A 12,056-nucleotide genomic window follows, 5' to 3' on the forward strand; every position below is an offset into this window, starting at 1 on the left:
TGTTTTGAATAGGTGATGTAGCCCCCTTGTGGGAGCGGGCTTGCTCGCGAAGGCGGCGGGTCAGCTTGCACAAGTGTTGAATGTGTAACCGCATTCGCGAGCAAGCCCGCTCCCACAGGGGTTGGTTCTGGTTTTCAAACCGTTGGCGGCCCCGGATACCCGCAATGCGCCCAGGCTTCGGATTGGGTGTACCAGGCCATCATCACCAATTGCAGCAACGAGCAGTGACCTTGCTGTAGCAGGTCCAGCGAACTGTTTTCCCACCGCGCGAGGAACTGGCGGATGTCATCGGCGCTGGCGTTTTCCCACGCGCCCCAGACCCCGGTCAGTGGCCCGCGGGTCACGCCCAGCGTGAGCACATCGAACAACTGGTGCGTGAGATCGAGCATGGCGGGGGACAGGTGGGCCAGGCTTCTGTCCAGGCTGCCCAGGGTCGCGTCAATGGCGGCAGGCATCTGCCCGGCGGTCACTGCGCCGTCCAGCATCACAGGGATGACGGCGCGTAAAAACGCCAGGTCGCTGTCGCGCAGGGCCGCCAGGCCGACGGCCGGCTGGCTTGGCGAGCAACCGCTCAGGCTGGCGCCCAGCCCGACGGTGGCCAGGAAGGCGCTGGCGCCGAGGCTGAATTTCAGCAGGCCGCGCCGTGACAGCGCGGGAGTATCGGTGAGGCTGGCGTTCATGATTGTGATCACCCGGGCAGACACGCGTCAGCGGACAAACAGCTTCTGAATCAGTTTCTGCAAGGGTTTGCCGTAGGGCGGATAAATCAGCTTCGCCGCGTTGAATCGCTGTTTGGTCAGCACACCCTTGGCCTTGCTGAAGGTCAGGAAGCCCTCATGCCCGTGGTAATGCCCCATTCCCGAGGGCCCGATGCCGCCGAACGGCATGTCATCCTGAGCGACATGCAACAGCGTGTCGTTCAGGCAGACGCCGCCGGAATGGGTTTCGTGGAGCACGCGATGCTGTTCGGCCTTGTCGTAGCCAAAGTAGTAGAGCGCCAGCGGGCGGGGGCGCTGATTGATGTAGGCAAACGCCTGGTCCAGATGGTCATAAGGCACGATGGGCAGCAGCGGGCCGAAGATCTCGTCTTGCATGACGGTCATCTCATCGTTGACGTTGAGCAGCAGGCTGTGGGCCATGCGGCGGCCCTGGCCTTGCTCGAACAGTTCGATCAGCAACGCGCCCTTGCCGGTGGCGTCGCTGATGTAGCCATTGAGCCGCGCCAGTTGTCGTTCGTTGATGATGGCGGTGTAGTCCGGGTTGTCCGCCAGGGTCGGATAAAACCTGCGCACCGCCTCGCGATACGCCTCGACGAACTCACCGACGCGGTTCTGCGGCACCAGCACATAGTCCGGGGCGACACAGGTTTGCCCGGCATTCAGGGTTTTGCCGAAGGCAATGCGTTGAGCGGCGTCCTTGATGGGGACATCGACCGACACGATGGCCGGCGATTTCCCACCCAGCTCCAGGGTGACCGGGGTCAGGTTTTCGGCAGCGGCCCGCATGACATGCTTGCCGATGCTGGTGGCGCCGGTGAACAACAGGTGATCGAAGGGCAACTTGGAAAACGCCATGCCGACCTCCGCCTCGCCGAGCACTACGCACACCAGGTCCTGGGGGAAGACCCGGGCGAGCAATTGCTTGATCAGCAAGCCGGTCGCCGGTGTCGATTCGCTGAGCTTGAGCATCACCCGGTTGCCCGCCGCCAACGCCCCGACCAGCGGCCCGATGGCCAGGAACAGCGGGTAGTTCCACGGCACGATGACCCCGACCACGCCCAACGGCTGATGGATCACTTTGGCTGAGGCCGGTTGAAAGGCCATGCCCACCTTGCGTCGGGAGGGTTTCATCCAGCCCTGGAGGTGTCGGCTGGCGTAATGGATGCCGTGCAGGCTCGGCATCAGCTCGGCCAACAGGGTTTCGTCGGCGCTGCGGTGGCTGAAATCCTGGCTGATGGCGTCGATCAAGGCTTGTCGTTCGTTGCTCAATACCTCGCGCAGTGCCTTTAGCCATTGCCGGCGCTGTTCGGCCGGTGGCATTGGGTGGGCAGCGTAGGCCTGGCGCTGGGCATCGAAGAGCGACCGCAGTTCGTCCAGCTGTTGTTGAGACTCGTGCAGGTAGGCAACGTCGGCAGGCATCGTCAGGCACCGGATGTTATTAGAATGAGGAGTTTTCTAGAGCTTATACTCTAGAAAGTCAATGGCGTCCGCAACGGCTTTGGGTTTTTCCTGTGACCGATAGGTCGTAAGATGCCGATCAATGCCTTCGTCGAATTAAAGCCCAAACCATGGCCCCACGAATGAAAACCAGCGAGCGCATCGTGCAGAACAGCCTCGAGCTGTTCAACCAACAGGGTGAGCGCAGCGTCAGCACCAATCACATCGCCGCCCACATGGACATGTCCCCGGGCAATCTCTATTACCACTTCCCCAACAAGCAGGCGATCATTGCCGTGCTGTTCAGTGAATACGAGAACCTGGTGGACAGCTTCCTGCGTCCGCCCCAAGGCCGGGCGGCCACGGTGGATGACAAGCGCTTCTACCTGCAGGAACTGCTGGCGGCCATGTGGCGCTATCGCTTCCTGCACCGGGACCTGGAGCATCTGCTCGACAGCGATCCGGACCTTGCGGCCCGCTATCGTCGGTTTTCCCAGCGCTGCCTGATCCACGGCACCGCGATCTACGAAGGTTTCGTTGCCGCCGGCATCCTGAAGATGGACCGGGTGCAGATCGAATCCCTGACCCTCAACGCCTGGATCATCCTCACGTCCTGGGTGCGGTTCTTGTGCACCACGCGGGAAAATTTCAGCCACCTGAGCGAGCAGGCCATCAAGCGCGGCGTCTATCAGGTGCTGGTGCTGGAAGCCGGTTTCGTGACCGATCAGGCCCGCGAAGCGGTGGATGCACTGTTCAAGGAATATTACGTCCCCCTGGCCCAGACCCTCGAGGAAGGGCAGTAGGCCGATCCCCGACTTAGCCACAGGAGCTCACCATGCCCATCGCGCAACTCATCAGCCCCGAAGCCCTCGAACAGCGGCGATCACGGCCCGGGCTGGTCATTCTCGACTGTCGTTTTGCCCTGGAAGACCCGGATTACGGCCAACGCAGTTATGCCGAGGGTCACATTGCCGGGGCGTCGTTCGCGGACCTTGAGCGCGATCTGAGCGGGCCGGTGATCAAAGGCGTGACCGGGCGTCATCCGCTGCCCGAGCCCGAGGCCCTGATCGAGCGCCTCAGGGCTTGGGGGCTCGATAACGACAGCGACGTCGTGCTGTACGACGACGGCCCCGGCGCTTATGCCGCGCGGGCCTGGTGGTTGCTGGCCTGGCTGGGCAAGCGCGATGGCGTGTCCATCCTCGACGGTGGGCTCAAGGCCTGGCATGCCGCCGGCTTGCCTTTGAGCCTGGATCCGCCGCAGCACAGTCGTGGGACTTTCACGGGGGCGCCGGATGCGAGCTTGTTGATCGATGCGCCAGCGCTGCAACAACGCCTCGGCGAATCGGCCATGACTCTGCTGGATGCCCGGGCGTTGCCGCGCTTCAAGGGCGAAGTCGAGCCGATCGACCCGGTGGCCGGGCATATCCCGGGCGCCCAGTGCGCAGCGTTCACCGACAACCTGGGCGCCGATGGACGCTTCTTGCCGACCGCCCAGCTCAAGCAACGCTTCGCCGAAAAACTGGGCGAGCGCTCGCCCACCGAACTGGTGGCGTACTGCGGCTCCGGCGTGACGGCGTGCCATAACCTGTTCGCCTTGTGCCTGGCCGGGTATCCCTTGGGGCGGCTGTACGCCGGCTCGTGGAGTGAATGGATCAATGATCCCCAGCGGGGCGTGGCGAAGGGCGAATAGCCCACCCCCAAAAAACCAATGTGGGAGCGAGCTTGCTCGCGATGACGGTGTGCCAGACAACTTCAATGTTGCTGCCCCACCGCTATCGCGAGCAAGCTCGCTCCCACAGGGGATTGCTGGCGAACGCTGAACCGGTGAACACCTCCCAGAGGGGATTTGTGTTGTCTGCGAATCGTCAGCCGCGCCCCAGGCTGGCCAGCCAATCGGGAATCCGCCGCTCCAGGTAATATCCCGGGCGGCGTAGGGTTCCGTCGACAAACCCGACATGTCCGCCCCGGGCGTGCAGTTCAAGTTGGGTCGAGGTGGATAACTCGCCGGGTTCGGGCAGGCTGTGGGGAAACACAAAAGGATCGTCGGCAGCTTGGATGACCAGGGTCGGTGTGCTGATGCCCGCCATGAAATAGCGGCTGGAGGCACGGCGGTAGTAGTCCGCGGCATCGGAGAACCCGTGCAGCGGCGCGGTCACCCGGCCGTCAAAGTCCCAGAAGGTGCGCATGTTTTCCAGCGGGCCAAGGGCCGCCAGGGTTGCCAGGCCTTCGTGGCGTCCGTCGTGCTGGAACTGGCGTTGCTTGTTGCGCACATAGGCCACCATCTGTCGCATGAAGTGCGCCTGGTAGAACTTGGAAAATCCCTGGCCGATGCGATCGGCGCACTGGTCGAGGCGAAACGGTACCGAGACCGCCACCGCCCCTTGCAACTGGCTGTCGCGGCCGGCTTCTCCCAAGTGCTTGAGCAACACATTGCCGCCCAGTGAATAACCCACCGCAAACAGCGGCGCCAAGGGCCGCTTGGCGCGCAAGTGAGTGATGGCGGCGGCCAGGTCTTCGCTGACGCCCGAGTGATAGCTGCGGGGCAACAGGTTCGGCTCGCCCGAGCAGCCGCGCCAGTTCAAGGCCGCGCTGGCCCAGCCCTGGCGACCGAGCGCCTGCTGCAACCCGGCTACGTAAGGTGAGTTGGAAGAGCCGGTCAACCCGTGCAGCACCAGCACCAGTGGCGCCTCGGCGCTGTGGGGGCCGTGCCAGTCGAGGTCGAGGAAATCACCGTCTTCCAGCCACAGGCGTTCGCGTTGACGCTCGATGTGGGTGGTCTGGCGCCACAAGGGGCCCCACAAGGTTTGCAGGTGTGGGTTGCCAAGCCCAGGGGCAGGGACGAAACGTTCGGAGGCGGCGGACATCATTATTGTTCTCGATGCACTGGTCAGCCGTTCAGCCAATGTCCTTTGGCAAACGCTGCCACAACGCGTAATACACCCGTCCGGATTTCTGCTCGCGGTGCAAGCGCCAGTTGCCCGGCAAGCCCAGGCTGGACGGGGCAGTCTCGCTTTCAGTGTAGACCCAGGCATCCTCGGCCAGCCACTGACGCTCCTCGAGCAAGGCGCAGACCGTCGGCAACAGGTTCTGGTTGAAAGGCGGGTCCAGGAACACCAGGTCGAAAGGCGTTGCCGGTTGGCTGTCCAGGTAGCGCAGCGCGTCGGCGGTCTGCACCTGACCGACGGTGCAACGCAGGGTGCCCAGGTGTTCCTTGAGGCTGGAGACCGCCAGGTTGCTGGCATCCAGCGCCTGGCCCATGGCGGCGCCACGGGACAGGGCCTCGAGAAACAGCGCGCCGCTGCCGGCGAACGGGTCGAGCACCCGGGCGCCTGCCACATAGGGCGCGAGCCAGTTGAACAGGGTTTCCCGCACGCGGTCCGGGGTGGGGCGCAGCCCCGGGGCATCCGGGAAACTCAGGCGCCGGCTGCGCCATTCGCCGCCGATGATGCGCAACTGGTTCACACCGTTGTGCACGGGTTTCTTGCTGGAATTCGATGGACGGGCCATTAGTGCTCCGGAACCCCGAGCGGCTGCTCGGCAGGTTTGTCAGTAGGGGGCGGCAACGGCTTTTGCGGCACGCTCGGGCCGGCGGTGACGATGACCATTTTGTCAGTACTCAGGTGTTTGTTCAGCGCGGCCTTGACCTGCTCGACCGTCAGTTCCTGGGACTGGCGCATGAAGTCTTCCAGGTAGCTGAGCGGCAAGTCATAGAACCCCATGGCGCCGAGCTGGCCGACGATGTCGGCATTGCTGGCGGTGGACAGCGGGAAGCTGCCCGCCAACTCACGCTTGGCGTCATCGAGTTCTTTCTGGGTCGGGCCGTTCTTGAGGTAATCGGCGAACACGTCCTGCACCAGTTTCAAGGTGCCTTCGCTCATCTCGGCACGGGTCTGCAGGTTGATCATGAACGGGCCGCGGGCTTGCATCGCCGTGAAGCCGGAATACACGCCGTAGGTCAGGCCGCGTTTTTCGCGGACTTCCGTCATCAGCCGCGTGCCGAAGCCACCGCCGCCGAGGATCTGGTTGCCCAGGGACACCGCGGCATAGTCCGGATCGTCGCGGTCGATGCCCAGTTGCGCGAGCATCAGGTTGGTCTGCTTGGACGGGAACTCGATGTGGCCGATGCTCGCCTTCGGTTCCACCGGTGGCGGGGTTTTCGCCAGGGCCGGGCCTTTGGGCAGCGCGGCGGACACCTGGTTGGCAATCGCTTCGGCTTCGGCGCGGGACAAGTCCCCCACCAGTGCAATCACTGCGTTGCCGGCGGCATAGGCCTTGGCATGGAACGCCCGGGCCTGGGCCAGGGTGATCGGTGGAATGCTGTCGGCGGTGCCGTCGCTGGAGTGGGCGTAAGGATGATCGCCGTAGAGGCGCTTCATCAGTTCCAGGCCCGCCAGTTTGCCGGGGTTCTGCTTCTGGTATTCGAACCCGGCGAGCATCTGGTTCTTGATCCGGGCGAAGGAGTCGGCGGGGAAAGTCGGTTTGCCGACGACTTCGGCGAACAGCTTCAATGCCGGCTCACGCTTGTCGGCGGCGCTGAGACTGCGCAGGGACGCCACGGCCATGTCCCGGTAGGCGCCGTTGCCGAAGTCCGCGCCGAGGCTTTCGAAGCCTTGGGCGATGGCGCTGACGTCCTTGCCGGCCACGCCTTCGTTGAGCATGGCGTTGGTCAGCAGGGCGAGGCCAGGGGCGTCGCCGTCCTGGCTGCTGCCGGCGGCGAAGGTCAGGCGCAGGTCGAACATCGGCAATTCCCGGGCTTCGACGAACAGCACCTTGGCGTCGTCAGCGGTTGTCCAGGTTTGCACGTCGAGCTGGCGCCGACTGGGCGCCTTGTCGTTCAGTTCGGCCAAGGATTGCAGCTTGTTGCCGGACTTGGCCTTGTCCAGTGCCTGGCTGGCGTTGGAGTCGCTGGACGGCGACAGGTAAAAGGCCAGGGCGCCGGCCAGGGCGATCAATACCAGGCCGATCGGCAGCAGGCGCGATGATTTGCGCTCATTCATGAGCTTTCTCCTCGGGCAGGACGTGCGCAACGCTCAGGCGCGAGCGGGTGAAATACAGCTGGGCTGCCTTCTGGATGTCTTGCGGGGTGACGCTTTGCAGTTCGGCGAGTTCGGTGTCCATCAGCTTCCAGGACAAGCCGACGGTTTCCAGCTGGCCAATGGCGGTGGCCTGGCTGGTGATCGAGTCGCGCTCATACACCAGGCCGGCGATGACCTGGGCGCGTACGCGTTCCAGTTCCTCGGCGGTCGGGGCGGTGGTTTTCAACTGCTCGAGCAAGCGCCACAAACCTGCTTCTGCCTGGGCGAGGGTTTTGTTTTTCTGCGTGTTGGGCGTCGCCGACAAGGTGAACAATGTGTCGCCGCGGGTGAAGGCGTCGTAGCTCGACGAGCCGCCGGACACCAACTCCTCGCCGCGCTCCAGTTGGGTCGGGATCCGGCCGCTATAGCCGCCGTCCAGCAGGGCCGAGATCAGCCGCAGCGCGTTGACCGACGCCTTGTCCGTCGCGGTGGCGATGCTCGGCACGTTGAAGGCCAGCATCACGCTGGGCAGTTGGGTCTGCACATGCAAGGTGATCTGGCGTTCGCCGGGTTCGGCCAGTTCCAGGGGGATTTTCGCGACCGGCACCGCGCGCCGGGCAATCGGGCCGAAGTAACGCTGGGCCAGGGATTTGACCTCCTCCGGCGTCACGTCGCCAACCACCACCAGGGTCGCGTTGTTCGGGGTGTACCAGGACTCGTACCAGTGACGCAGTTCCTCGACGGTCATCCGGTCCAGGTCGGCCATCCAGCCGATGGTCGGCGTGTGGTAGCCGCTGGCCGGGTAAGCCATGGCCTTGAAACGCTCGTAGGCCTTGGACATGGGCTTGTCGTCGGTGCGCATGCGGCGCTCTTCCTTGATCACCTCGATCTCGCGGCTGAATTCCTCCGGCGGCAGGCGCAGGCTGGCCATGCGGTCGGCTTCCAGTTCGAAGGCCACGCCCAGGCGGTCGCGGGCCAGCACCTGGTAGTAGGCGGTGAAGTCGTCGCTGGTGAAGGCGTTCTCTTCGGCACCGAGGTCGCGCAGAATCAGCGACGCTTCGCCGGGGCCGACTTTTTCACTGCCCTTGAACATCATGTGCTCAAGGGCGTGGGACAAACCGGTCTGGCCTGGCGTTTCGTAGCTGGAGCCCACCTTGTACCAGACCTGGGACACCACCACTGGCGCACGATGGTCTTCGCGCACGACGACCTTCAGGCCGTTGTCGAGGGTGAATTCATGGGTGGGTTGTGGGTCGGCAGCCAAGGCTGAAAGAGGCAGACAAACTGTGCTGAGCAGCAGGCCTGCGGCGCGGCGGGCAAGAGCATTCATTCGTGTTTAAACCTGTTGGGTTGCCTGCTAGGTCTTAGCCTCGGCAGGCGAGGAGGTGCTAGGATACTGATCCGTTTTACTGGCGGCCACGCCTATCGGGCCTTTTATCGGCCCGGGGTTGTCTGGGTTCTCCGCGGAAATGCTGGGTTTGCTCGTTGATCCCGGCGTTTTCGCCGATGATGCCGTACCAGTCCTTCGAAAAAATCGACTTTGAGGCGTCCTGGGGACGCTTCGACAAAATGTTGCGCGTGAACAAGCTGGATGAAACGCAGTCTGTTCAGCATTGAATATTTATCACCGAGGCGCCTTCGTGGCGCGTCGCTACCGTGAGATAGCCGTCCTCCATGTTTGGTTCCAACGACGACAAGAAGACCCCAGCCCCGGCTGGCGAGAAAAAAGGCCTGTTCGGATGGCTGCGCAAGAAGCCGCAGGATACCGTCGTCGAACAGCCACAAGCGCTGCCTGAGCCCGCCGCCGAGGCAGTGGCCGAAGCAGCCGCGCCCATTGTCCTGCCGATCGCCGAGCCGGTGCTGCAACCGGTCGAGCCTGAGCCCGTTGCCGAGCCGATGGTCGAGCAGCCGCTGACCCCGCCCGCCGAGCAAACGCCCTGGCTGACCTTGCCGGTGGCGGAAGAGCCTGTCGCGCTGGTGGAGGAAACGGCGTCCCATATCACCCCGCCGATTCCAGCGCCGACACCGGTTGTCGAGGCGCCAGTCGTCGAAGCTGTCATTGAGCCGCCAGCCGCCGTCGTTGCATCCGTGGTTGCGCCTGCCGCAACCGAGCCGGCACCTGCCGTGGTGGACACCATGGCTCCCGTCGAGCCCGCCCGCAGCGCTGAGGAAAACAAGGTCGGCTTCTTCGCCCGCCTCAAGCAGGGCTTGTCCAAGACCAGCGCCAGCATCGGCGAAGGCATGGCCAGCCTGTTCCTGGGCAGGAAAGTCATCGACGACGAGTTGCTGGAAGACATCGAAACCCGCCTGCTGACCGCCGATGTCGGTGTCGAGGCCACCTCGGTGATCATCCAGAGCCTGACCCAGAAGGTCGCGCGCAAGCAGCTGACCGACGCCGACGCCCTGTACAAATCCTTGCAGGGCGAGCTGACCAGCCTGCTCAAACCGGTGGAAAAGCCGCTGGTGATCGCCTCGCAGAACAAGCCATTCGTGATCCTGGTCGTTGGCGTCAATGGCGCCGGCAAGACCACCACCATCGGCAAGCTGGCCAAGAAGCTGCAGCTCGAAGGCAAGAAAGTCATGCTCGCCGCCGGCGACACCTTCCGCGCCGCCGCGGTCGAACAGCTGCAAGTGTGGGGCGAGCGCAACAAGATCCCGGTGATCGCCCAGCACACCGGCGCCGACTCCGCTTCGGTGATCTTCGACGCCGTGCAGGCGGCCAAGGCCCGTGGCATCGACGTGTTGATCGCCGACACCGCCGGTCGCCTGCACACCAAAGACAACCTGATGGAAGAATTGAAGAAGGTGCGCCGGGTGATCGGCAAGCTCGACGCCGACGCGCCCCATGAAGTGCTGCTGGTCCTGGACGCCGGTACCGGCCAGAACGCCATCAACCAGGCCAAGCAGTTCAATCAGACCGTCGAACTGACCGGGCTGGCCCTGACCAAGCTCGACGGCACCGCCAAGGGCGGGGTGATTTTCGCCTTGGCCAAGCAGTTCGGCCTGCCCATTCGCTACATTGGCGTGGGCGAAGGCATCGACGACTTGCGCACCTTTGAAGCCGAGCCCTTTGTCCAGGCACTGTTTGCCGAACGGGAGCATTCATGATTCGTTTCGAGCAGGTCGGTAAACGCTATCCGAACGGTCACGTCGGCTTGCATGAGCTGAGCTTTCGGGTCCGTCGGGGCGAGTTTCTGTTTGTCACCGGCCATTCCGGCGCCGGTAAAAGCACCTTGCTGCGCCTGTTGCTGGCGATGGAGCGACCTTCCACCGGCAAACTGCTGCTGGCCGGCCAGGACCTGAGCACCATCAGCAATGCCCAGATCCCCTACCTGCGGCGGCAGATCGGCGTGGTGTTCCAGAATCACCAGTTGCTGTTCGACCGCACGGTGTTCAACAACGTGGCGTTGCCGTTGCAGATCCTTGGCCTGTCCAAGGCCGAGATCATCAAGCGTGTGGACTCGGCCCTGGAGCGCGTGGCCCTGTCGGACAAGACCGACCTGTACCCGGGCGACCTGTCCACCGGCCAGCAACAGCGCGTCGGCATCGCCCGTGCCATCGTCCATCGCCCGGCCTTGCTGCTGGCGGACGAGCCCACCGGTAACCTCGACCCGCGCCTGGCGGCGGAAATCATGGGCGTGTTCGAAGACATCAACCGCCTGGGCACCAGCGTGCTGATCGCCAGTCACGACCTGGCCCTGATCGCCCGCATGCGTCACCGCATGCTCACCTTGCAACGCGGTCGATTGATCGGTGACGGGGAGGCCGGCGTATGAGTGCTACTCGCAGCCCGAAAGTGGCCGAACGCGTGGCCCCGAAGGCCTCCGATCCGCAGCCGCAGAAGAAAAAGCGCGACGATGACGACGGCCCGGATTTCGCCACGTTGCTGCGCGCCTGGATCGAAAGCCATCGCGCCAGCCTGCTGGACAGCCTGCGGCGCCTGGGCAAGCAGCCCATCGGCAGCTTCTTTACCTGCATGGTGATGGCGGTCGCCCTGAGCCTGCCCATGGGCCTGTCATTATTGCTGAACAATGTGGAGCGCCTGGGCGGCTCCTGGCAGCGCGCGGCGCAGATTTCACTCTACCTGCAGATGGACGCCAGTCCCGGCGAAGGCCAGGCATTGGTTGAGCAGATCAAGGCGATGCCGGGTGTGGCCGAAGCCGAGTACATCGGCCGCGAGCAGGCGCTGGAAGAGTTCCAGCAACAGTCCGGCCTGGGCGACGCGCTCAAGGAGCTGCCGGAAAACCCGCTGCCGGGCGTGGTGCTGGTGACGCCGAACGAGGTCGACAAGCCCGCCCTTGAAGCATTAAGACAAAGACTTTCCGAGTTGCCGAAGGTACAACAGGCGCAACTTGATCTAGTCTGGGTCGAGCGTCTTGCGGCGATCCTCAAGCTCGGCGACCGGTTTGTCTTCGGTCTGACGGTGCTGCTGGTTTCTGCATTACTTTTGGTGATAGGCAATACCATTCGTCTTCATATTGAAAACCGCCGCACCGAGATAGAAGTGATTAAACTCGTCGGCGGCACGGACAGTTATGTACGCAGGCCCTTCCTTTATATGGGGGCGCTGTATGGCTTCGGTGCGGGGATTCTGTCCTGGGGCGTATTGGCGTTTGGCCTGGACTGGCTGAACGATGCGGTAGTGGGGCTGGCCGGTTTGTACGGCAGTGATTTTGCGCTGGCCGGAGTGCCAGTCGCCGACGGTCTGTCGCTCTTGCTTGGCGCGGTGCTGTTGGGTTATATCGGTGCATGGATTGCGGTCGCACGCCACTTGCGTGAGCTTGCGCCAAAATAGTGTTTTTTGCGCGTATTGACCTTTCGGTTTTTGTGGGAACTTGTCTTAGGGTTCCCGGTCAATTTTCGCAGTGCTGAACTGCACGAGTTA

General features: G+C 63.5%; 11 protein-coding genes. 5 read left to right on the forward strand and 6 right to left on the reverse strand.

Features of this window, described 5'->3' with window-relative positions; genetic code table 11:
* Window positions 1–134 precede the first annotated feature (134 nt).
* A complete protein-coding gene (locus BLO80_RS08530; RefSeq protein ID WP_092329649.1) occupies window positions 135–680 on the reverse strand; it encodes a twin-arginine translocation pathway signal protein in 546 nt (181 codons plus the stop codon).
* Window positions 681–707: 27 nt separating this feature from the next.
* Window positions 708–2,138 (reverse strand): coniferyl aldehyde dehydrogenase, encoded by a 1,431-nt coding sequence (locus BLO80_RS08535; RefSeq protein WP_092329651.1) that lies wholly within the window; start codon window positions 2,136–2,138, stop codon window positions 708–710.
* Window positions 2,139–2,287: 149 nt separating this feature from the next.
* Here BLO80_RS08535 and BLO80_RS08540 point away from each other — a divergent pair, with 149 nt between their 5' ends.
* Together BLO80_RS08540 and BLO80_RS08545 are read left to right on the forward strand one after the other, a co-directional pair.
* Complete coding sequence (locus BLO80_RS08540; RefSeq protein WP_060740184.1) at window positions 2,288–2,959, forward strand: TetR/AcrR family transcriptional regulator; 672 nt, start codon at window positions 2,288–2,290, stop codon at window positions 2,957–2,959.
* Between the two features lie 32 nt (window positions 2,960–2,991).
* Entirely contained in the window at window positions 2,992–3,846 is an 855-nt protein-coding gene (locus BLO80_RS08545) for a sulfurtransferase (RefSeq protein ID WP_092329653.1), read from the forward strand.
* A gap of 175 nt (window positions 3,847–4,021) precedes the next feature.
* Here BLO80_RS08545 and BLO80_RS08550 read toward each other — a convergent pair whose 3' ends face one another.
* From BLO80_RS08550 to BLO80_RS08565, 4 genes are read right to left on the reverse strand one after another with little or no spacing between them, the layout of a single operon-like run.
* Complete coding sequence (locus tag BLO80_RS08550; protein ID WP_092329833.1) at window positions 4,022–5,020, reverse strand: hydrolase; 999 nt, start codon at window positions 5,018–5,020, stop codon at window positions 4,022–4,024.
* 31 nt (window positions 5,021–5,051) lie between these two features.
* Window positions 5,052–5,663, reverse strand: coding sequence for a 16S rRNA (guanine(966)-N(2))-methyltransferase RsmD (rsmD, locus tag BLO80_RS08555; RefSeq protein ID WP_092258273.1), 612 nt, complete (start codon window positions 5,661–5,663; stop codon window positions 5,052–5,054).
* Window positions 5,663–7,153: a M16 family metallopeptidase gene (locus BLO80_RS08560; protein WP_092329655.1), complete on the reverse strand. Its 1,491-nt coding sequence runs from the start codon at window positions 7,151–7,153 to the stop codon at window positions 5,663–5,665. The genes rsmD and BLO80_RS08560 overlap by 1 nt, the downstream gene beginning before the upstream one ends.
* Window positions 7,146–8,501, reverse strand: coding sequence for a M16 family metallopeptidase (locus BLO80_RS08565; RefSeq protein WP_092329657.1), 1,356 nt, complete (start codon window positions 8,499–8,501; stop codon window positions 7,146–7,148). The genes BLO80_RS08560 and BLO80_RS08565 overlap by 8 nt, the downstream gene beginning before the upstream one ends.
* Window positions 8,502–8,845: 344 nt before the next feature.
* Here BLO80_RS08565 and ftsY point away from each other — a divergent pair, with 344 nt between their 5' ends.
* Genes ftsY through ftsX form a run of 3 tightly spaced genes read left to right on the forward strand, consistent with a single transcriptional unit; the run spans window position 8,846 to window position 11,966 of the window.
* Window positions 8,846–10,279, forward strand: a complete 1,434-nt coding sequence (gene ftsY, locus BLO80_RS08570) for a signal recognition particle-docking protein FtsY (protein WP_092329659.1) — start codon at window positions 8,846–8,848, stop codon at window positions 10,277–10,279.
* Window positions 10,276–10,947, forward strand: a complete 672-nt coding sequence (gene ftsE / locus BLO80_RS08575; RefSeq protein ID WP_003177474.1) for a cell division ATP-binding protein FtsE — start codon at window positions 10,276–10,278, stop codon at window positions 10,945–10,947. The genes ftsY and ftsE overlap by 4 nt, the downstream gene beginning before the upstream one ends.
* A complete protein-coding gene (gene ftsX / locus BLO80_RS08580) occupies window positions 10,944–11,966 on the forward strand; it encodes a permease-like cell division protein FtsX (protein ID WP_072405919.1) in 1,023 nt (340 codons plus the stop codon). The genes ftsE and ftsX overlap by 4 nt, the downstream gene beginning before the upstream one ends.
* Window positions 11,967–12,056 lie beyond the last annotated feature (90 nt).

Origin of the sequence: Pseudomonas sp. NFACC56-3 (genome assembly GCF_900100025.1) — a bacterium.
Classification (GTDB): Bacteria; Pseudomonadota; Gammaproteobacteria; order Pseudomonadales; family Pseudomonadaceae; genus Aquipseudomonas; species Aquipseudomonas fluorescens_AA.

What these genes read in the sequence shown, in the direction of transcription:
- BLO80_RS08530 (WP_092329649.1), bottom strand. Translation starts at nt 680, where the DNA reads ATGAACGCCAGCCTCACCGATACTCCCGCGCTGTCACGGCGCGGCCTG.
- BLO80_RS08535 (WP_092329651.1), bottom strand. Translation starts at nt 2,138, where the DNA reads ATGCCTGCCGACGTTGCCTACCTGCACGAGTCTCAACAACAGCTGGAC.
- BLO80_RS08540 (WP_060740184.1), top strand. Translation starts at nt 2,288, where the DNA reads ATGGCCCCACGAATGAAAACCAGCGAGCGCATCGTGCAGAACAGCCTC.
- BLO80_RS08545 (WP_092329653.1), top strand. Translation starts at nt 2,992, where the DNA reads ATGCCCATCGCGCAACTCATCAGCCCCGAAGCCCTCGAACAGCGGCGA.
- BLO80_RS08550 (WP_092329833.1), bottom strand. Translation starts at nt 5,020, where the DNA reads ATGTCCGCCGCCTCCGAACGTTTCGTCCCTGCCCCTGGGCTTGGCAAC.
- rsmD (WP_092258273.1), bottom strand. Translation starts at nt 5,663, where the DNA reads ATGGCCCGTCCATCGAATTCCAGCAAGAAACCCGTGCACAACGGTGTG.
- BLO80_RS08560 (WP_092329655.1), bottom strand. Translation starts at nt 7,153, where the DNA reads ATGAATGAGCGCAAATCATCGCGCCTGCTGCCGATCGGCCTGGTATTG.
- BLO80_RS08565 (WP_092329657.1), bottom strand. Translation starts at nt 8,501, where the DNA reads ATGAATGCTCTTGCCCGCCGCGCCGCAGGCCTGCTGCTCAGCACAGTT.
- ftsY (WP_092329659.1), top strand. Translation starts at nt 8,846, where the DNA reads ATGTTTGGTTCCAACGACGACAAGAAGACCCCAGCCCCGGCTGGCGAG.
- ftsE (WP_003177474.1), top strand. Translation starts at nt 10,276, where the DNA reads ATGATTCGTTTCGAGCAGGTCGGTAAACGCTATCCGAACGGTCACGTC.
- ftsX (WP_072405919.1), top strand. Translation starts at nt 10,944, where the DNA reads ATGAGTGCTACTCGCAGCCCGAAAGTGGCCGAACGCGTGGCCCCGAAG.